This window comes from Candidatus Woesearchaeota archaeon (assembly GCA_018303425.1).
Lineage (GTDB): Archaea > Nanobdellota > Nanobdellia > Woesearchaeales > JAGVYF01 > JAGVYF01.
The window spans coordinates 1-21,861 of sequence record JAGVYF010000001.1 but is presented as its reverse complement, the minus strand read 5'-3'; the positions used below and the strand labels follow the sequence as shown (position 1 = coordinate 21,861).

Genomic DNA, 21,861 nt, shown 5'->3' with positions numbered 1-21,861 from the left:
TTATTGTTTTAAATGGAAAGCTATATAAAGATTTTCGTAATTTAGAACCCTAATGAATTTTACAAATGAAGCAATTAGTTATCATTTCGATATATTGGCCCGGAATTATGGAAAGAAAAGGATAAAAAACTATTATCTTTCGGGAATTCATAAATTAATAAAATCTTTCATGAATAATGTTTCTGAAAAAAATGTTCTTGAAATAGGTTGTGGAACAGGGGAATTTTTAAATTCGTTATTGGTAAAAAGAGGTATTGGTTTAGATATCAGTAAAAAAATGATTGAAATCGCAAATCTTAATTATGACGGAAACAATTTAAAATTCTATGTTGGCGATTTATTAAAATTTAATTCAAAATTAGATTTTGATTATATTGTGTTGATTGATGTAATTGAACATTTAGCAGACATTCATTCAGCTATACATTCATTAGCTCGTTTATCTAATCAAAACACAATCATTATTATGAGTTTTTCTAACCCATTTTGGGAAACCCCATTTAAGATTTTTGAGTTATTAGGTTTAAAAGATTCAGAAGGGCCCCATAATTTAACTTCCATTAAAAAATTGAAATATGTTTTATATAAAAATAATTTCCATGTATTAACTTCAGGATATAGATTTTTATTACCGGTTAAAATACCCTTATTTTCAAACTTTTTTAATTCTTTTTTTTATAAAATTCCAATATTAAGAAATTTAGGGATGACTCAGTATATAGTATGTAAACAAGCGAAATCATTATAAGGGAAGTTTTTCCTGTTTCATTTATGCATGCTAATAAATTAAATAAGTATTCAATTCTTCTAATAATTATATTAATAATAGCTTTTATTATCAGATTTATTGGCGCAGAGAATCCATTTTGCGGTAATGATAAAGCAATGTTTCAACAATTTTCAATTGATTCTTTCCCAATTGAAGGTTTAAATTCTTTATTTAAATTTGATAATTATGGAATGGGAAATCCATTGAGAGTATTTGCGCTTTTGTATAGCATAATATATCCCATTTTCTGGATATTTATTTTAGGAATTTATACAATTATCGGTATTCCAATTACTGAACTTTCATGGAGGTTGCCGGTTATTTTAATTGGGTTATTATCTCTTATTGTAATATACCGCTTTTTATTGCTTTTTTTGAAAAAAAAGGAATCTTTAATGATAACTGCATTTTTTGCTATTTTACCGATTCATGTAGCATGGTCTAGAAGTCTAGCAAATATTATGATGTTTTCATTACCTATTCAATTAGGGGCAATTTATTATTGTATTAAATATTTTCAAACTAATAACACCAAATATGCATTTAGAAATTCAGTATTGTCTGCAATATTCATATTAACGGATAATTTTTTCCCGCAATTTATACTTGTAATGGCATTTACTATTTTAGCGTCTAATAACGATATGTTTAATTCATTCCAAAAATTCACCGCCCTACTTAAAAAAATCTTAAATTGGCAAACGTTATTATTGCCAATTACTGCAGGAATATTTCAAATATTAATTTATTTTATGGGTAAATTTATCAGTACTTCTGACGTTGGCGCGAATATAGGTATGATTGGGCATATATTTGCAAAACCAAAATATTTTGATTTCCATCTGCTAAGTTTGGCAGACTCTTTTTTAGGAGTTATCAACCCGGTGCTTTTTATTTTTATATTATTAATGGTAACTATCGGAATTAAACATTTATTTACATTGAAAAAAGAGTCAATTTTACTTTTTGCGGGATTAATTTATTCATTACCCTTTGCATTTTTTCTAGACCCGTCGACTGTTAATGTTAAAGTCTATATTTTTACTTCAATTGTATTCTTAATAATGTTTAGTTTTATAATGCTTTTTAAACTTAAATTTAAACCTTATTTTAAAAATATAATTCTAGTTATTTTATTTATTGTTACTATTCTACATTTATTTCCTAAAATTTATGGAATACCTGAATATGATACTAATTTTATTACAAATGGGGCATATCTTTATGATTGCGGCATTAAAGCAGTAGGATTTTGGGTAAGGACTAACACTGCCCCTGAAGCTAAAATCATGTCCAAATATGAGTCCACGCGTATTGGGCCGATAAATGGAAAATATTATTTACATCGCCAAATTTATAACGTATTTGAACCCGCAAACATGAATAATTTTTTTGAAAAACATTTAAATGAAGTTGATTACATTATCCTTGGTCCATATGATAATGATTATATTCAGAAAGCAGAGAAAAATAGTTTTATTTTGTCTTATAAACTTTTATATCAAAATAATAAAACTTTTTTAGTCTTTTCTAAAAATGTAACCAAAACATCAAGAAATTTTAAAAATGTGGACATCTCAAAATATGATGCTTTTTACACTAGGACATTTAATAAATTAACAGATTATGTGGGTGCACCAAATTATGTATCAGATTCTCCTGCTTGGGTTTAAAACTTAACTGAACAGAATTTTTCAAGCGTAGTTATTATTTTTTCTTGATCTTCGTCTTTCATTCCAACCCACACTGGTATATCAATTAATTTTGTCCATGCTGCCTGCGTTACAGGCAATGAATTAACGTTATAACCGAACCGTTCACAAAATAATGGTTGAGAATGTATTGGCGGGAAGCTTAATCTTGTTCCTATACCTGCTTCATTCAATTTTTTAACAAGATTGTCTCTTTCTTCAAGTGTGCCATTTATAGAAATTGCATACATGTACCATGAATGTTGTGTTACATAATTCGGGATAAATGGGGGATTGATGTGCGGATTATTTTTAAATCTTAAATTATAGACATTTGTAATTTTATTTTTTTCGGCGATAATCCAATCTAATCTTTTTAATTGGACTATTCCTAGCGCAGCCTGCATTTCAGTCATTCGGTAATTGTAACCTAACATAACATGATTATATCTCCCATTTTGTCCTTGATTACGCAGCATTCTAATTTTTTCAGCTAAGACATCGTCATCGGTAGTAATCATGCCCCCTTCACCAGTTGTAACATTTTTATTAGGGAAAAAACTAAACATATGTACTGGCGCTATTTCTCCAATTTTACGATATTTATAAGTTGCGCCTAAACTTTCAGCACTGTCCGCAATAAAATATACTGAATGTTTGTCACAAACTTTTTGAATTTCATCATAATCAACAGGCATGCCATTCATGTCTACAGCAATTACTGCTTTAGTTTTATCAGTTATTCTTCGTTCTATTTCTTGGGGCGTAATATTATATGTTTTAGGATCGCATTCTGCAAGAATTGGTGTTGCATTTTGATATAAAACCGCATTAGCAGTTGAGATAAACGTCATAGAAGGCAAAATTACTTCATCTCCTTGCTTTATGCCTAATCCTGCAAGAATCAAGTGTATTGCAGATGTGCCATTATTTACTGCTATTGCATGTTTTGCATTAACATATTTTTTAAATTGTTCTTCAAATTCTAAAACTTTTTTACCTTGGCTTAACCATGTTGATTTAACAACATCATAAACTGCTTTAGCATCTTCTTCTGTAATATATGCACTTGCAACTGGTATAAATGTCATAATTTCACCCTATATTTTAAATATTTGTTCTTAAATTATTTTACTTTTAAATATATGTATACCTTGAAATATACGTTATATATCCCATATTATATTTAAACATACATAGTTTTTTCAGAGTTATATGTTAAATAATAATAACTTATTTTGGATAGGTATATTTCTATATTTAATTTCATTTGTAGTCATGTATCCAAATTTTTTTTCAATTGCCGATGAAGGCTCTTATTTAATGACTGCATATCACTTATCAGGGGGTAAAATAATAATTGATAATCTTTATCAGAGTTATGATCAAGCATATTCTAATTTGAGACAAGCTTATGTCCCGGGATTTCCTTTAGGAAATTCGGCAATACTGGTACCTTTTGCATCAATAGGATGGCAATTTATTTTTTTAGCCGGTTTATTGTTTCACCTATTAAATCTTTATATATTAATTAAAATATTTAACGAATATAATATTCCTAAAATCTATTCTTTGTTTTATCTTTTTTATCCGGGGCTTTTATTTTATTCAAGGACCATTATGAGCGAAATACCAACTATTACTTTTACATTATTGGGATTCTATATGTTGTTAAAAAAGGATAAAATTAAATATTTTTGGAGTGGCTTTTTTTTAGGAATTAGCTGTTTAATTAGGACCACAAATGCTTTAATTGTTGTTAGTGTGGGCATTCTCCTAATTCTAAAGTGGATAAAATCTTCCTTTAGCAGTGAAAAATTTAAAAAAATATTTCAGTATTTTTCGGGAGTATTTCCTTCATTTATCTTAATAATCTTTTTTAATTACCTGTCATATGGGTCTTTTTTTACAGCCAGGCAAAGTTTAAATTCAAATATATCTGAAACCTTTTTATATTTTTCTTTATCACAATTACTGATTTATTGGAAACCTATTCTTGTAATGTCATTGATTTACCCATTAATGTTATATGTTCCATTTTTTATCAAGTATAAACGAAAAAATGAAATTGTTTTATCAATCCTATTATTTATATTGGTTCTTGGAAAATCAGACATAATTAGATATAATTGGTTAGTTAATTTTATAATTGGACATAGGTATTTTTTCCCGATTATACCATTAATGTTGATTCCGTATTCATTGTTTTTAAACAAATATTTTAAACGAATTGTGCCATTTATGTTAATCTTATTAATTATATCTGCTCCATTCATTATGTACAAACAGTCAGAATATACAAATTCCAAATTTGAAATTATGAAAATTATTTATGAGGTCATACCCGATAAAAGTTTAATTATTATTTTTGGAGATTCTCAATATTTAAACAATTATTTTGGTGAAAATTATAGTGTAGTAAGTTATAAAATGTTTAATGAATTAAATATCAATGAAGAATATTATGTAGTTTATTATCATAATGAAGAGCTTATTTCTAATTTAAAAAAAGAGTTTAGCATTAATGAAATAAAAGGTATTGAAGCTAGATTTTTAGATTTTATTACTCAAAAAAATCTGACTAAAATATATAGCGAAAATAATCTTGTAATTTATGAACACGAAAGTTAATTTGATTGTGATTTAGAATATAAATCTTTAAAATTAGTATAGTATTATGTTGGTTAATGAAAAATATACTTTTAGTTATTAACGACATGGTCCTGCCAAATAAGGGGGGGGGTGCACCTAGACTTTATGCTGTTGCAAGAGCATTTAAAAGATTAGGTTATAACCCTATAGTATTTTGTCCTTTAGGGATAAGTGAAAAAGAAGCATTTGATAAAACTGGAATTAAATTTATTTCAATGTACAATATTAGTCGTCATGATTTTAAAAAAATTATTAAATATGCATTTTACAATCCAATATTGTTTCTTAAGATATTAAAGTTGATTAAAAAATATAAAACTGATTTGATTTTTGTTCATAATGCAGTTTGTGGTTTTCCCTCAATAGTTGCAGGTAAGCTAACTGGAACACCTGTAGTGTTTGATCCTACTGATTTTATTGCTGAGTTTGGTAAGGATAGCGTACAAGGTAGATTGAAAAAATTATTTTTTGCTTTGGTAGGCAAATTTGAAGCATGGACAATAAAAAAAGCCGATAAAGTTATTTCAAATACGCTATTTATAAAGAATTATTTGGAAAAGCGTTACAATAGGGAAATTGATATTGTTTATGATGGTGTTAATCTTAAAACCTTCTATCCTGATAAAAACAGGAATGATGATAAATTTGTAGCTGTTTTACAAGGAGGTATGGATCCTCAAGATGGTTTGGAAATAATTATACCATGTATTGAAAAACTGAAAAATTCTATCCCTAATTTTGAATTCTGGATTGTAGGTGATGGGAAAATTTTACCTAGCCTAAAAAGAAAGGCTCAAGAAAATAATTTGGATCAATATTTTAAATATACTGGGTGGGTGTCTCAGGATGAAGTTAGAAAATATATCTCAAATGCTGATGTAGGCCTCGTTATACTCCCAAATCGCCTCTCAGGATGGATTAGGATTACTTTAAGAACATTTGAGTATTGGGCATGTAACCTGCCAATTATCGCACCAAATTTAAGTTCAATGCGTGAAGTTACTGAGGATAAATTTAATTGCTTGTATTATGAAGTAGGTGATTCTCAAAGTTTAGCTGATAAAATTTATACTTTATACAAAGATTCAGATTTGCGGGAGAAAATTAAACAGAATGGTTTTGTTGATTCAAAAAAGTTTGATGATAATTTACTTGCCGATAAGATAGTGAATCTATGTGTTAGAGAATTTTTTTAAGAGTTTTTGTGTCATACTTCATGGAGTTAAGCAAGTTACATGATTGAATACATGAGCATGATTTAAGTTTGGACTTTCTCTTATTAGCATGTTTAGAATCCCATGCTTTGTAAACGTTGTAATCCCAATCTTTTAAATTCCCAAAAGAGTTAGTAGGTTCACAAACAGAGATATCTCCTTTTGGAAAAAGGACCATGTCTGTAAAAGTAGCTAAACATTTTATTTTGTGAAAATTTTTAAGTAGATCTATAGAATATTTAATTTTTAAAGTTTCAACTTTGTTTGAAATACTTTTTCCGTTATTTTTTATTATTTGAAAAACTTTCTCAAGATCTTTATTTTTTGGAAGTTTGGCGTGTTGTGGGTCAAAATCATGAAGTAATGATGGGTCAATATTGTGCACAGTAGAATTGTTTCTCAATAAATTAAACTTGTGGATAACTTTTAATGCTTTAACAAATTGAATTAATTCGGGTAATTCTTCAAAATTTTGTTCTGTAATAGTAGTTGCAACAAAAATAGATAAATTTTTATTTTTAATCTTTTTAAGTTCTTTAATAGTTTTAATTGCTTTCTCGAATGAGCCGTTATAATTTCTAATCGAATCATGAGTACTTTGTAAACCATCTAAAGATATAAATATCGTAAAACGTTTAGTGGGATTATTTCTTAATATTATTTTTGTAGCTTCAACTATTTTTCCTGTAAGTATTCCGTTTGTTGCAATGTTAATTCTTTTTGTATTATTATATTTGTAAAAAAGATTACAAATTTCAACAATATCTTGCCTCATAAAAGGTTCTCCGCCTGTTAAAGATAACATATGTAATGGGTGTTTGAAGCTTTTAGCAATTTTTTTAATTTTATCTATTTTAAGTTCATCATTTTTATTTTTCAAATTTTTCCAGTAAAAACAATGCTTGCATCTTAAATTACAGCCATCTGTAACATAAAATACAACATTAATTGGAGTTTTTAATTTTTTAATTTGTTTAATTCTAAATTTGTTCAGATTCTCAATTATTATGTTTCTAAAAGGTAGATTTCCAAGTATGGTATGTCCTATTCTTTCAAACATTGAAAATTGATTTTGGTACATACTTATTTTGTTTTTTACCTCTTTATATAAATTTATGTTTGTAATTACAAAATATTTATATATAATGTTTTAAGATTAGTTTTAAAATGAAAGTTATTATAGCAAATCCGCCATGGCCCGGAGAGGGTTATGGTACGAGAAGTAACATACGTTGGCCGCATAGAAGAGGAGATAAAGTGCTTACATTTCCTATCTACTTAGCTTATGCAGTATCTATATTGGAAAAGGAAGGTTATGAAGTTATAGGATTAGACGCTGTTGATTTGGAAGAAGGTATCCCTAAATTTGTTAAAAGGGTGAAAAGAGAGCAGCCCAGTCTTATTCTCTTAGAAACATCCACTCCTTCAATTTTGCATGACATTGAAACTGCTAAAAGAATTAAGCGGGAAGTTGGCTGTAAAGTCGTTTTATGCGGTTCACATGTAACATATTATGCAGCGGATATAATACAGGACTTTTCATTTATAGATTTTATATTAAAAGGTGAATTTGACCTTTCTATAAAAGATTTATGCAAAGCAATTGAAGGCAAAAAATCATTCAAGGAAGTTAGTGGGCTCGTGTATCGTTCAATGAGCGGTATAGCTATAAATCCAATAACCCATGTTGAAAATGTTGATGAATTACCTTATCCCGATAGAAAGCAGTTTAAAATTGAAAATTATCAACAAGCATTTTTTGGCGGTAAAAGAACTGGGTTAGTAATCTCAAGCAGGGGATGTCCTTATCATTGCACATTTTGTTTATGGCCTGAAACATTGTACGGACACAAACATAGACAAAGAAATCCAAAAAATGTTATTAATGAAATCGAACATTTAGTTAAAAATTATGGAGTAGATGAAATTTATTTTGATGATGATACCTTTATCATTAAAAAACAGTGGATAATAGTTTTTTGCAATGAATTAATGAATCGTAAACTAAATTTGCCCTGGTTATGTATGGGGAGAGTTAATACTGTTGATTATGAAATATTAAAATTGATGAAAAATGCGGGATGCCAAGAAATATTTTATGGGTTTGAATCAGGTTCTCAGGATATTTTAAATGATTCTAACAAAGCAATTACAAAAGATCAAGTCTTAAAAGCAGTTAGATTAACTCAAAAAGCAGGAATTAGGGCAACAGGGAGCTTTGTTATTGGATTGCCTAATGAGAATAAATCTACGATTAAAGAGACAATTGATTTTGCAATAAAACTTCACGCAGATTATGTGCAATTTACAATTGCAGCGCCTTTTCCAGGCACTCAATTATTTGAACAAGTAAAAAATGCAGGATTACTCGAATATAACTCATGGGAAGATTTTGACGGATGCCATGGTCCAATATTAAGAACTAAATCATTAACAAAAGATGAGTTAGTTGGTTTACAGAAAAAAATGTATAAACAATATTATTTTTCTATCCCTGTAATTATTCAAAATTTAAAAAGCATGAGAAGTGTTGCAGATGTGAGAAGATTGGTTAGGGGATTTAATTCGTTGTTATCGAGATTTGTTTTTTATAAGAAATAATTTATTTTTTCATGAGTGGAATATTATTTTTCTAATACAAAAAAGTGATGATAGACACTATATTTGGGTTGAAAACTTTTAACTATCTTAAAATGTTTTTCTATCTTTTTAATAATTTTATTGCTTGGATAATTTTTTATCCCCATTTCCCAATAATGTTCTTCTGAGTAAAAAAGTTTTAAAAATATATTTTTGATTTTGTCAATAATTCCTTTACCTTTTCTAAATTTAATTAATTTTTTAAATTTTCTTCTTAAAAAAGGCGTCGGAATGCGAAAGTTTAATTTAATCAACGGTTTTTGAAAACCCGCAAATAATCCCAAATAAAGAGTAGGGTGAGGGATTGATAAAACTACATATTTTTTTGAAACTCGTTTCATTTCAATTAAAGATTTTTCAAAAAGTTTGAAAGGTAAATGTTCTAAAACTTCAAAAGCAACAACAGTATCGTACGAGTTATCGGGAAGATTTAATTTTGTGATATCTGAAACTATGTCTGGTCTAAGATCTTTGTCAATATCACATGTAGTTATGTCATATCCCATATATCTAAGATTATTTGTGAAAAATCCATGACCGACGCCAATCTCTAAAACTTTTTTAGGTTTAAGATTAATAACTATCAATAATTGATAATAATAACTAATAAAACGATTAACATTATTATACTTTTTAAAACTGTATTTTTCTGTTTTTTCCAATTTGTATTTGATAAAAAGGTTAGGTTTATAAATATTTGCAGATTTTATACCCTTATGAAAATTTGCATTGTGACTCACGAGTACCCCCCTTATATTAGTTCTGGTCCAGGTAGAACTGCAACACACGTAGTAGAGTATCTGGTTTCTAGGGGACATGATGTAACAGTTATTACTTTGCTGATGATGGGTGGTTCAAAATATGAAAAAAAAGGCAATCTTGAGATTTACCGTTTAAACATTTTTAAATCTAAATTTATTGAGAAATTTTTACCAATGGATATTAGGCTTTTACTATCCTGGAAATTAAGATCTTTTTTTAAAAAGACCGATTTATCTAATTTTGATATTTTGCATGTGATGGATAAATTTGATAGTTTTTTTTTAAACTCCAGAATTAAAATTCCCAAAATTGTTTCAGTGAATGATACATATGCGTTAGAATCGTCATGGAATATTTTTAAATTTCCCTATATTTCTACTGATATTTTATTAAGATACACTCATTATCAATTAGTTAAAATTTTAGACAAATATTTTTTAAAAAAAGCAAATTTAATTATTGCAAATAGTTATCATACTGCAAAAATCATATCTAAAACCTGCAACATTTCTAAATCCAAGATTAAAGTAATACATAAAGGAATAAAAATCAAAGATTTTAATTTAAAGATCCCTGATTCTAAATATTTGAATCATGCAGTACTCTATGTAGGTAAAAATATGGAACGAAAAGGCGTATGGTATTTGGTAAACGCTATGCCTTATGTGGTAAACAAATTTCCGGATGCTAAATTTATATTTATTGGTAAATCTAACCTTTTTTTTAAAGCAAAAGTTAAAAAATTTATATTAAGCAAATGTTTAAGAAAAAATGTTCAATTTTATGATTACATACATCCAGACAAAATTAGTGAAATATATAGAAAAGCTAATGTGTTTTGTATTCCTTCTGTAATGGAAGCTTTAGGCCAGGTGCAATTAGAAGCAATGGCTGCGCAAACCCCTGTAATCGGAAGTGATGTCGGAGGAATTCCTGAAACAATTACTCCTAAAACTGGAATATTAGTTAAACCAAAAAGTTCAAAAGAGATTGCTGAAGCAATTGTTTATTTATTTTCTAATCCAAAGATTGCAAGAAGAATGGGTAAAACTGGATTAAGGCACGTTCAGAATAATTTTAATGCCAATTTAATGGCTAAATCTTACCTCCAAATTTATGAATCATTTAAATTGCCTTAAATCCAAATATTTAAATATTATTCTTTTTTTTTAATGTTATGTATGATTATATAACATATTGGAAAAGTGCCCGAGATAACCTCCGCAAAAAAGATTTAGAAATTATTTTTAAAAAAGCGGATTCTAATATTTTTAAAAATGCATTGGAAATCGGAGCAGGAGATGGATTTCAATCTAAAATTTTATTGAAATATTGTCATTCTATAATATGCACTGAATATAATGCAGAAAGGTTGAATATAAAACTCTCTGATCAAGAAAATTTAAAATTGATAATTTGTGACGCAGAAGATTTAAATTTTGAAAAAGACTCTTTTGATTTTATTTTTTCTTCCAATCTTTTAGAACATATTAAAAATAAAGAAAAATGTCTCAAAGGGCTATATAACGTTTTAAAATCCGATGGTATAATGATACATACTATGCCAAATCGTTATTGGAAATTGTTAAATTTTGTTTTATATTATCCGTATATCGCCTATATGTTATCAAATAAAGAAAGACGAAAAGTCGCATTTTCTAAATTAAAAGAAAATAGCACTAGAGACAATATTAAAAGTAAAAATAAATTATGGGTTAATAAAATTTTCCCGCCAATACACGGCGAAAATTATAACCATTTTTCTGAATTTATTAATTTTGGTCAAAAATATTGGATTGATCTTTTTAAAAAAGAGGGGTTTAAGGTGATACAGATCCGTAATTTAACTTTATCATCTTCTTATAGATTTGGTTTTAATAAGTTAAGAAAATTATGTATGCGATTTGGTTTTTCTAGTTCTTATGCATATCTTATTGTTAAAAATGGTTCAAACCCTGTAAACTTAAGATATTTTATATAACATATAAAACTTTATAAGTAAGAGTTTATTATTTTTGGTTATGAAAATATTATTGATTAACCCCCCTTTATTTAATAAAAATTTAAGATGGGACGAACAAAGTGCGACCTATCCCCCGCTCGGTTTAATGTATATTGCGGCAGTTTTAGAACAAAAAAATCACAACGTAGTTATTTTTGATGGTCAAGCGCAAAATATTTTTGAAGAAGAACTTGAAAATTATATAAAAAATGAAAATCCCCTAGTGGTGGGAATAACTACAATTACTTTAATGCATAAACAGATTTTAAAATGTATTGATATCATTAAGGAAGCAAATAAAAATATTAAAATTATTCTAGGCGGACCGCATGCATCCTTACTTAAAACAAAACTAATGGAGATGAACTCTAATATTGATTTTATTGTAAAAGGAGAGAGTGAAAATACTATAATAGAATTAATTTTTGAGATGGAAAATGAAGGGAAATATGCCGAAATATCCGGAATTATTTTTAGAAAAGAAGGGAAGATTATAGAAAATAAAGATAGGCCGTTATTAGATGAATTAGATAACCTCCCTTTCCCGGCAAGACATCTTTTAGACATAACCAATTCGGTATATAAATCTAGTTTTCGATATATGAGATTGCCAATGACAACAATGATAACAACAAGGGGATGCCCATACGCTTGTCTTTTTTGCGAACATGTGTTCGGAAGGAAATATAGGGGACATTCTGCCGAATATATTATTAATGAAATAGAACATTTACAGAAAGAATATGGTATAAAAGAAATTCAATTCGTCGATGATACTTTTTTATTAGACCCACAAAAAATCAAAACTTTTTGTAATCTGATTCTAGAAAAAGACATTGATTTAACTTGGTCTTGCCATGGAAGAATAGATGTGATTTATCAAAATATGGAGTTAATCAATTTAATAAAAAAAGCAGGTTGTTGGTACATTAGTTTTGGAATAGAAAGCGGAAATAAAGACATTTTAACTTTTTTAAGAAAAGGAATTAATTTCAAACAAGTAAATGAAGTTATTAATCAGGTAAATAAATCGGGAATATTTACTAAAGGTTACTTTATGATTGGAAATCCTACTGAAACAAAAGAAACAATTAATGATACAATTAATTTTGCAAAGTCTTTAAAACTTGATGGCGTGCAATTTAGTTTAGTTATGCCGTTATCAAATACTGAATTTTATAATATCTGCGCCCAATATGGGACTTTTGATCCAAATGCCTATGAAAATATGTCAAGCCATAGCAATGAACCGGTTTATTTGCCGCATGGTTTAACGAAAGAATATTTAAAAACAATTCAAAAACAAGCATACAAAGAATTTTATATCAGGCCAAATTATATTTTAAGGCAATTTTTTAAGATTCGTGATTTTAATATGTTTAAAAGATATTTAATTAAAGGATTATCTTATCTCGGAAATTAAGATATAATTTGTTTTAAACAATATAATACAAAAGCAAAAAAATAACTATAAATTCTTAGGAAGATATATACAGATATTGTAATTTGTAAAGGAGTATTAATTAAACTATATAAAATAACGGCTGCCCCTTCTGTCACACCCAGCCCCATGAAGGCAATTGGTACCTGGCTTATAATCCCTTCAATGCCGGATATTAAAAAAACCATTATGAATGGAATTTGAAACCCATATGCCCAAAAAATAATGAAAATTGCAAAAGAAACATTAATATGTTTAATGAACGTGAATATTATATTAACTAAAATATTTTTTTTACTATTTTTTAATAGATATTTGATATTTTTAGTAAATCCCGCTAAATAGTTTTGTCTTTTAAAAAAAAAATTTATAATTCTGGAGATTGCCTTATATGAAAATAAAACAGCAATAACAATTATAAATATTGCCGAATATATTATTAAAATTAGATAGAGCCTTTCACGAAATAAGATTAAACTTGCAAAAAAAGATATAAATAAAAGCACTAAAAAACTGATAATTTTATCAATAAAGATTACTGCTGCTGATTTATTAAAGGGAATATATTTTTCTTTTTTTGATAAAAAGTATAATATTGAAAGTTCTCCGCTTTTGCCAGTTGATACTTTCCCGAAAAGCCACGCCGAAATATAACTCTTGAACACATAAATATAATTAATTCTGAGGTTAATTCCTTTAAATAATATATAAATATTAAATGAATTTAAAAGAAAACCTATAATTATAATTAGTGGAAACAAAATAATTATCTCTGGTTTAATAGATGTTAAAGTGTTAATAGTTTTATTGACATCAATTTTTAAAAGAATAATCCCTAAAAATAATAAGCTGACTAATATCTTAAGCAATGTTTTTTTAATTTTCATTTTCTAGACATATCTGCCAAAAATCCAAATAACATAATCTGTAATCCGGTTGACAAAAGTATTAACATTAGAAATAATAAACCCGTATGGCCGCTTATACCCACTGTAAAGTGCAATAAAATAAAATAGAGCCCAATCAAAAAACCCGGAGTAAATAAAGTTAACCCTATAATACCAAAAAATTTTAACGGTTCAAAATCTCTATATATTCGAAATATGTTTATCCATGCTTTTAGCGCATAGTTTAAAGGTCCACTAAATAATCGACTAGGCCGAGTTTTTCTTGTTTTAATTGAGATTTCTCCAATCCTCATCTTTGCCTTGCCTGCCCGAATAAGCTGTTCTTGGGTATATGTAAAAGTATTAATCAAAGGCAGTTCTGCAACCCTATTTGTAAATGCCCTAAATCCAGTTGTTGTATCTGTCAATTTAGCGTTTAATAATCGGGAAAATAATTTAGCAAATGCAATATTGCCCATACTTTTAGTCATAGAACCGCTATACTTCCCCCTGCCGAACCGGCTTCCCAAAACTAAATCATAACCTTCTTCTATCTTTTTGATGAGTTGCGGAATGAATATTGCCGGATACTGACCATCTGCATCAGTATGCACAATTATATCTGCTTTATGTTCTTTACACCGTTGAATCTCATGCTTAAAAGTTTCTGCAAGCCCAAGATTAATTTTGTTTGAATAAACTTTTGCTCCCGCATTTTTTGCAATTTCAACAGTTTTATCTTTGGATCCATCATCAATAACTATTATTTCATATTTATAATTCGTACTACACATTACTTCATTTATTTCTAGGACTACTTTATCAATAGTTTTTTCTTCATTATAGGCCGGAATTGAAATAATAACTTTCATTGATTTATCCCCTAAGTTTTTTAAAAATGAAAATTGCGGGTATTTCTTGTAAATTTCTATCATCAATGTTTATTGTAAATAGCCCAATTTTGTTATATATCTCTGTAAATTGTTGATTATCGAGAGGGTATTTTTTTGTTATCACATTTTTTAATTCAAATCCCATACTTATAATATTGTTAATATTTTCTTCTGTAGGTGTTAACCATTTTGGTTGTGCTCCTGCTTCCCAATTGTCAATGATTAAATAAAAAGGCCTATCTTTATAATTATTTAATTCAGAAATCAGATCCTCCGGGACCTTTAATTTAGCAGAGTTATCAATACTAATCCGGTTATAAAGATTGTTTGAAAAAAAATTTGCCCAGGATGTTGACATTACAAACACTGTTGAACCATCTTCAACATTATCTTGAATCCATTTTCCCGCTTCATCATACCCCGTAAATGCATAAAACGATCTCAAATTCATGGAATTTGCAGTTTCATAATGTATTGGGATTGTTATAAATATTAATAAAATTGTTAAAATCATTTGGAAGATTTTTTTATCAAAATTAGTATATCTTTGAATCAGGTCTCCAATTTCAAATAATCCTATTAAAGCCAATAATATAATCCCTGGAATTCCCGGAAGAATATATCTGGGATCATGGTTTGCGGGATGTAATGAAAATGCCGCATAAATTAATAGCGTCCATGAAGCAATAATTAAATAAGATTTTTTTTTGTAAAATAATGATATGATTAAACCAAATACGGCTAACCACATTATAGGTTCAGACAGCATAATTGGAATTTGTTCTATAAAAAATGGATCATATTGCAATGAACCAATTCCCTCAAAAATAATCTTTTTTACAGCATATAATGGCAGTAAAAAAATTAAATACAGCAAACTTATTTTAGATTTAAATAAATTTGTTAGCGTTTGTTTTTTATTTTGTATAACAAGAAGAAATTTTAATAAATAATAAATTAAAATTATAAATATAAATAATACTCCTACATACTTGGTTTGAATTGTAAAAACTAATGCAATTATTAAATAAACTAAATTTTTAAGTGAAAATTTATTTTCTAATTTTATTAAAAAATAAGCGCATATAATAAACATCGTGGTTAATGGCGAATCAATTAATGTTCTACTTGAATGAAACCATAAATAAGGATTAAACGCAACTAAAGTTGCCGCAAGTAAACCTAAAATTTCATTTTTAATTTCTTTCCCTATCAGATAAGAAAAAATAATTCCTAATACTGCAAATGTCAAAGCCATCATTCTGCCCGCAGTAAACAAATTAAAAAAGAAACTCCAAAACACAATTACAATATCAGAAGTCAATCTTAATTCTGTAAATGGACTAAATGGCCCAAATGAAAAAGTTTCTTTTATATATTTAGCTAATAAATAATAAGCCGTTTCATCTACCCAAATACTCTCTTGAAATAAATATCTTAATCTAAAAAATATTGTTATTATTAATAAGGCTATGAGTATTGCATTATACGGGTTCTTAATCCATTTTTTTATTTTATCAATCATTTTGTGCTCTCTACAGGCTTCCATATGTCCAGCAAATTAAAATGTTTATTATTTATATCCATGAATATTTTTAGCCAAAGATATAATCTTGCGGGATATAATGCTAAGGACCAAATAAATTCTTTAGTATTGCTTGCATATTTTAAGGGTTTATACCAACCATTAATTATTTCTTTGCTAAAACTTCTCATTATAGGGGGGTTTTTAAAGTATTTGCTTATTTGTTGATATCCGCCAGCACTTCTTTTTTTTTGTATTATCCAATCTTTAAAGTTTGTAGGATATTTTACATATACCTCTGCTTTGGGTTCATAATTTGTTTTATATCCTTTTTGCCACATCAAATGAGACATTATTGCATCTTCACTGAGCAAATCTTCTGGGATGTATTGAAATTTTTTTCTTATTGCAAATAAATATCCTGAACAAACTATAAATTCACCTTTCTGAGTCCTTTCAATTCTAGTAGCATGTGCTGCTTCATTAGTTAATAAATGCGACCAATATCCCAGCATCGTATTTTTAGGAGATAATGATACCGGCCTGCCTGAAACAATTCCAACCTTTGGATCTTTAAAATGTTCTAATAAATCATTTACTGAATTATCACTTACATATACGTCTCCGTCGCTTAAAAATAAAATATCTCCCTTTGCTTCTTTTAAAAGCAAATTAATTGCTGCGGGTTTACCCTTCCTTTTGTCTTGAATCCATCTTATATTTGGAAACATCGAAGCATATTTCATCACAACGGTCCCGGTTTCAAAATCCGGAGAAGCAACAAGAATTTCATAATTTTCTTTAATTTTTTGGTTGTTAAATGCTTCAATTGCTTTCCCAATTGTTCTCGATTCTTTGTATGATGTTATTAATATCGAAATCATAAGCTTTTCACCAATCTTCTCACAACATTAATTCTAAATAAAAATGATCTTATCTGATAAAAAAAGGGATACTTACTTAAAGTTTTATCTATGATATCCAATGTTGCTCTTAACTTTCTTTCTTTTCTATATACTTGCGCGCCAAATGTGTCACGAATAAATTTTAATTCTTTAATTGTAAAGTTAGGGTGATTAACATTACTTGATTGGAAATATGAATCTTTAGTTATTTCTTCTTTTAACCAGCCGTTCTCTTTACAAATTTTATAAAGTTCTGTCCCTTTATAAGCATTGAATATTGATGCACCAACTCTGTCTGGTTGAATCTTCATGTTTAATTCAATTGTTTTTTGTATACTTTCTTTAGTTTCATAAGGAAGACCAATCATGTTGAATGCATAAGTTTCAAGACCTGCAACTCTTGCCCACTTGAATGTTTGAATAATCTGTTCATCGGTCATATTGCGTTTTAATATTTCGTTTCTTATGTATTTGTCTCCTGCCTCTACACCTATGTTTACTCTTGTACATCCAGCTTTTTTTAGTAGTTTAAACATCTCTTCAGTCACTGAATTCACTCTGACGTTTAAGTAAAAAGGAAGTTTAATTTCTTTAGGATATCGTTCGCAAAATTCTCTTACTCTTTTAATATCCAGTGTGAAAGTGTCATCATAGAATTCAATTTCTTTAACATTGTATTTCTTGATAACTCCTTTAATCTCTTCAAATAAATAATCAATTGATTTGTATCTAATAAATTTGCCTAAGCCTGCATATTTCCCGATTAAAGTTTTGTTTATACAATAAGTACATTGATAAGGACAGCCCCTTGTAGAAATAAAAGTTGCAAGTCCTCTATTGGCATTAATATATTTTTGATAATCAAATAATTCAGTATCAGGAAATGGCAAAGATTCAAGATTTTCATTTAATTTTCTAAGAGGGTTTGTGATTACTTCTTCACCTCTTTTAAACCAGATATTTTTGATATTGTAATTTATATTGCCTCTTTGTATATAATATGCTAATTCTTTAATGGCATCTTCTCCTTCACCAATGCAGACCATGTCAAAGCAGTCATGTTTTACAAAATCATAAGGCGCAATTATAGCATGAAATCCTCCTACAAGTATTAGTACATTAGATACTTTTTTAATGACTTCAGCTATATGTTTAGAATAATAATAATCGTTTGATGCGGCTGTCATTGCAACAAGCTGGGGTTGGAATTCTTTGACTTTATTTATTATTGTCTCGTCACTTAATTCTTGAAATGTTGAGTCCAGTAGCTCTATGATGTGTCCTTCTTTTTTAAGAACTGCGCTTATTTGCGCTAAACCGTGAGAAATGTCTTTAGGCGATTCTATTCTATTAGGATAGATTAAAAGAATTTTTAATGGTTCTTTTTCAATATTATAGAAGGGCTGCATGGATTATCTAATATAAGGTTCCTTTTTAAAGATTGTTGTGCTGATTTAAGAAAAATTAGGATCATGCAGTAAAATGAAACTTTACTATAACTGATGGCATACTCGTTTCGCTCTTTCTGATATCTAAAACCATCAGTCAAAAACTGGCGGGAAATAAGTGTATTTTCTGGCTAAATAATCAATGCACACTTATACATACTAGTAAAAAATGCGATTATAATGGCTTTTGGCAATAACCGATAAGTCCAATCCCCGTTGGTACTTTTATATTGCTTTTAATTAAATTATTTTCAAAATTAAGAATATAGTAAAGTATATTATCAATAAACCGAGGTACTTTCATATTATCTACTTTGGGTTCGGATTTTTTTCTAAATATCCTCATTATCATAACAGGAATAAATAATAGAAAATTCCAATAGAATATCTCTAAATTGTTAAATCGAGCCAGTAATTTTATTATTCTTTTATTGGAATATCTGCGATAATGTTCTAATGCAACATCATGACTGCTAAACAGAAATTGATGGCAAGGTACCTCAAAAACAAATACCCCCCCTGTTTTTAATGTTCTGTATGCTTCATTAATTAGCTTATTATCCTCTTTAACATGCTCTAATACACCCAATGCAACTACAATATCAAAAAAATTGTCTTTATATGATAGGTTACAGGCATCTTCTTTTTTTTTTTCAGTATATAGTCTTTTATCAATTTGATTTAAAGCTTTATCATTGATATCAATTATATAATTTTCGCCGTATTTTTTAAAAATTTTCAAGTCGTTTCCCATGCCAACGCCTAAATTTAATATTTTAAATTTTTCATCGTTATTTTTAAAAATTTTTTTTTTAATTTTTTTCATAATAATATTGATTAGCCGATTTTTTGCTTTAAAATAAAATGTTTCTTCAGTTTTTCCGCTTAAAAAATCTTTATAATCCATTAATCAAATTAATCAGTATTTCTTTTTAAATTTATCATTTATTCTATAATACATAATTTTATAATATTTTGCGGTTTATTTCATTTAAAATGGACTTAATTATATTTCAAACGAATCTAAATCTAAAGGGGGGCGCAGAGAATGTTATATTACGCATTGCCGATAAATATAATCCTACATTATATACATTCAATTACAATAAAGAAAAAACTTGGGCCGGATTTAAAGAACACGACATAAAAATTATTAAACCTTATGCAATGAATAAATTTTTTACAGTTAAATCGGCCTATGGGTTCCATAACTTTAAACTAAAAGAAAATTATGATGTTATTAACCCGCATTGGTCGCCGTCTCATTGGATTAGTCAGAATAATGAGCGTGTATTATGGTATTGTCATTCTCCGCATAGGGCATTTTATGATCTTTATAGCCTACGCATGAAAGAACGAAGTAATCTTTTAACAAAAGCAGGGTTTTATTCTCTTACAAAAATATATCGAAAATTAAATTATCCCATTGTTCAGAAAATTGAAAAAGTCATTTGTAACTCCAAAAATGTACAGGACAGGTTATCTACTTATTTAAATAAATCCTCAGATATAATACATCCGGGAGTTGATGTTAATGATTTCAATCCGGGGGACTATAAAAACTATTTTTTAATCCCGGGAAGAATAACTTCTTCAAAAAGACTCGAATTTGCTTTGAAAGCATTTTTTGTATTTAAGAAAAATCATCCGGATTTTGAGTTAATTATTGCAGGAAGCGCTCTTGATTCAGATAGGCCATATCTCTGCAAACTAAAAAAATATGGCGTTGCTAAATTTTTATTGAATCTTCCTGAGAAAGAATACCAACAGGTTTGTAGAGATGCTTATGCTCATTTATTTACAGCAATCAATGAAGATTTTGGAATTACGCCACTTGAAGCTATGGCTTGTGAAAAGCCAATTATTTCAGTTAATGAAGGCGGTCCGAGAGAAACTATAATTGAAGGTAAAACCGGATATTTAGTTAATTCTCCTGAAGAAATGGTTGCAAAGATGTCTTTACTCGCAGATAATTTTGATTTAGTTGAAAAAATTGGCAAAACAGGCCGTAAACACGTTAAAGAAAATTTTTCATGGTCAGTTTTTTTGGAAAAATTTAATAATGCTCTTAAAGAAGTTAGCAGAAAATAGTAAATTTAATTGCTTTCCAATAATCTCTGGACCTTTTAGGATAAATCACTGATTTAATTATTAGTCTTAAAATAGTTAATTTTTTTAATAGCATCATTGAAATCCATGAATAATGTTTCTTATAAAATAATAATAATCGTTCTAACATTATATTCGCGATAGGATAAGAATGTTTTTTATATTCTAAATTAGTATCGGACATTATTTCATAATGAATTACTTTAGTAATTGGCGCATATACCCTCGCATGACCCTTTTCTTTAGCTTTATATGCAAAATCCCATTCTGCACACCAGTTAGTAAATCTTTCGTCTAATAAGCCTATTTCTCCGAATAAATGCCTTCTTATGAAAATTGCTGCGCTTGCTATAATATCAACTTTTTGTATCTTATTATGGTTTGCTTTACGCATATAAACTCCATTTAAACCAATTTCATCTTTAATAAGATTTATAATTGTGGGAAATTTATGGCACGAATAAAATATTTTATTATTAGGGTAAACTAGTTTTGGTCCTGCAATTCCAATCAAAGGATATTTATTTAAAAATTTTAACATTTTTTCAATTGTATCTTCAGAGATTTCTGTATCAGGATGTAAAAATAAAAGATATTCAGAATCTGTTGCTTTAATTATTTGATTTAGAGAAGCAGCCATGCCGATATTTTCTTTATTTTGAATAAGTTTGACTTTTTTGTATCTTGAAATTATCTCAAAACTATTATCTGAAGAATTATTATCCACAATGTATACTTCATATTGAAAGTGAGTTTTACTTTTAAATATTGAATTTAAGCATTTTTTTAAATGTTCCGCAGTGTTCCAGTTTACTATACCGATTGTTAATTGCATAAATATAAGAATAATGAAAAGATTATAAAAATTTAGCTATTTATTCAGCTAAATCTCCATTATAAGAAAACATCATGACTTTTTTAAT

General features: G+C 28.0%; 19 protein-coding genes. 9 read left to right on the top strand and 10 right to left on the bottom strand.

What is annotated here, in order from left to right; translation table 11 throughout:
- The first annotated feature begins 52 nt into the window (after window positions 1-52).
- Both J4418_00095 and J4418_00090 read left to right on the top strand, forming a co-directional pair.
- On the top strand, window positions 53-748 hold the full coding sequence (locus J4418_00095; GenBank protein MBS3112473.1) for a class I SAM-dependent methyltransferase: 696 nt from the start codon (window positions 53-55) through the stop codon (window positions 746-748).
- A gap of 23 nt (window positions 749-771) precedes the next feature.
- A complete protein-coding gene (locus J4418_00090) occupies window positions 772-2,442 on the top strand; it encodes a glycosyltransferase family 39 protein (protein MBS3112472.1) in 1,671 nt (556 codons plus the stop codon).
- Here the strand turns inward: J4418_00090 and J4418_00085 are convergent.
- The gene (locus J4418_00085; protein ID MBS3112471.1) at window positions 2,439-3,551 is read right to left on the bottom strand and encodes a DegT/DnrJ/EryC1/StrS family aminotransferase; all 1,113 of its coding nucleotides are present in this window, start codon (window positions 3,549-3,551) and stop codon (window positions 2,439-2,441) included. The two genes, J4418_00090 and J4418_00085, sit on opposite strands and share 4 nt — an antisense overlap.
- Window positions 3,552-3,738: 187 nt before the next feature.
- On the opposite strand from J4418_00085, the gene J4418_00080 reads away from it, so the two are divergent.
- Window positions 3,739-5,091 carry a hypothetical protein gene (locus tag J4418_00080; GenBank protein MBS3112470.1) on the top strand — a complete coding sequence of 451 codons (1,353 nt, stop codon included), beginning with the start codon at window positions 3,739-3,741 and terminating at the stop codon, window positions 5,089-5,091.
- 56 nt (window positions 5,092-5,147) lie between these two features.
- On the top strand, window positions 5,148-6,308 hold the full coding sequence (locus J4418_00075; protein ID MBS3112469.1) for a glycosyltransferase family 4 protein: 1,161 nt from the start codon (window positions 5,148-5,150) through the stop codon (window positions 6,306-6,308).
- Here the strand turns inward: J4418_00075 and J4418_00070 are convergent.
- On the bottom strand, window positions 6,292-7,407 hold the full coding sequence (locus J4418_00070) for a radical SAM protein (protein MBS3112468.1): 1,116 nt from the start codon (window positions 7,405-7,407) through the stop codon (window positions 6,292-6,294). The genes J4418_00075 and J4418_00070 overlap by 17 nt on opposite strands.
- Before the next feature lie 86 nt (window positions 7,408-7,493).
- On the opposite strand from J4418_00070, the gene J4418_00065 reads away from it, so the two are divergent.
- Window positions 7,494-8,927 (top strand): radical SAM protein, encoded by a 1,434-nt coding sequence (locus J4418_00065; protein ID MBS3112467.1) that lies wholly within the window; start codon window positions 7,494-7,496, stop codon window positions 8,925-8,927.
- A gap of 23 nt (window positions 8,928-8,950) precedes the next feature.
- Here the strand turns inward: J4418_00065 and J4418_00060 are convergent, their stop codons facing one another.
- A complete protein-coding gene (locus J4418_00060; GenBank protein ID MBS3112466.1) occupies window positions 8,951-9,628 on the bottom strand; it encodes a class I SAM-dependent methyltransferase in 678 nt (225 codons plus the stop codon).
- Between the two features lie 54 nt (window positions 9,629-9,682).
- On the opposite strand from J4418_00060, the gene J4418_00055 reads away from it, so the two are divergent.
- From J4418_00055 to J4418_00045, 3 genes are read left to right on the top strand one after another with little or no spacing between them, the layout of a single operon-like run.
- Window positions 9,683-10,867 (top strand): glycosyltransferase family 4 protein, encoded by a 1,185-nt coding sequence (locus J4418_00055; GenBank protein MBS3112465.1) that lies wholly within the window; start codon window positions 9,683-9,685, stop codon window positions 10,865-10,867.
- A 38-nt stretch (window positions 10,868-10,905) separates the two neighbouring features.
- Entirely contained in the window at window positions 10,906-11,709 is an 804-nt protein-coding gene (locus J4418_00050; protein MBS3112464.1) for a class I SAM-dependent methyltransferase, read from the top strand.
- 40 nt (window positions 11,710-11,749) lie between these two features.
- Window positions 11,750-13,153 carry a cobalamin-dependent protein gene (locus tag J4418_00045; protein ID MBS3112463.1) on the top strand — a complete coding sequence of 468 codons (1,404 nt, stop codon included), beginning with the start codon at window positions 11,750-11,752 and terminating at the stop codon, window positions 13,151-13,153.
- Here the strand turns inward: J4418_00045 and J4418_00040 are convergent.
- The 6 genes from J4418_00040 to J4418_00015 all read right to left on the bottom strand — a co-directional run bounded on the left by J4418_00040 (window position 13,150) and on the right by J4418_00015 (window position 19,736).
- On the bottom strand, window positions 13,150-14,058 hold the full coding sequence (locus J4418_00040; GenBank protein ID MBS3112462.1) for a flippase-like domain-containing protein: 909 nt from the start codon (window positions 14,056-14,058) through the stop codon (window positions 13,150-13,152). The two genes, J4418_00045 and J4418_00040, sit on opposite strands and share 4 nt — an antisense overlap.
- Complete coding sequence (locus J4418_00035; protein ID MBS3112461.1) at window positions 14,055-14,930, bottom strand: glycosyltransferase family 2 protein; 876 nt, start codon at window positions 14,928-14,930, stop codon at window positions 14,055-14,057. The genes J4418_00040 and J4418_00035 overlap by 4 nt, the downstream gene beginning before the upstream one ends.
- A gap of 4 nt (window positions 14,931-14,934) precedes the next feature.
- Entirely contained in the window at window positions 14,935-16,500 is a 1,566-nt protein-coding gene (locus J4418_00030; GenBank protein ID MBS3112460.1) for a glycosyltransferase family 39 protein, read from the bottom strand.
- On the bottom strand, window positions 16,473-17,360 hold the full coding sequence (locus tag J4418_00025) for a glycosyltransferase (protein MBS3112459.1): 888 nt from the start codon (window positions 17,358-17,360) through the stop codon (window positions 16,473-16,475). Before J4418_00025 ends, J4418_00030 begins: the two co-directional genes overlap by 28 nt.
- Window positions 17,357-18,790: a radical SAM protein gene (locus tag J4418_00020; protein ID MBS3112458.1), complete on the bottom strand. Its 1,434-nt coding sequence runs from the start codon at window positions 18,788-18,790 to the stop codon at window positions 17,357-17,359. Before J4418_00020 ends, J4418_00025 begins: the two co-directional genes overlap by 4 nt.
- Window positions 18,791-19,004: 214 nt before the next feature.
- Entirely contained in the window at window positions 19,005-19,736 is a 732-nt protein-coding gene (locus tag J4418_00015) for a class I SAM-dependent methyltransferase (protein MBS3112457.1), read from the bottom strand.
- 89 nt (window positions 19,737-19,825) lie between these two features.
- Between J4418_00015 and J4418_00010 the strand changes: the two genes are divergently transcribed.
- Window positions 19,826-20,920 carry a glycosyltransferase family 4 protein gene (locus tag J4418_00010; GenBank protein MBS3112456.1) on the top strand — a complete coding sequence of 365 codons (1,095 nt, stop codon included), beginning with the start codon at window positions 19,826-19,828 and terminating at the stop codon, window positions 20,918-20,920.
- On the opposite strand, the gene J4418_00005 is transcribed toward J4418_00010, so the two are convergent.
- Complete coding sequence (locus J4418_00005; protein MBS3112455.1) at window positions 20,907-21,773, bottom strand: glycosyltransferase family 2 protein; 867 nt, start codon at window positions 21,771-21,773, stop codon at window positions 20,907-20,909. The genes J4418_00010 and J4418_00005 overlap by 14 nt on opposite strands.
- Window positions 21,774-21,861: the final 88 nt, after the last annotated feature.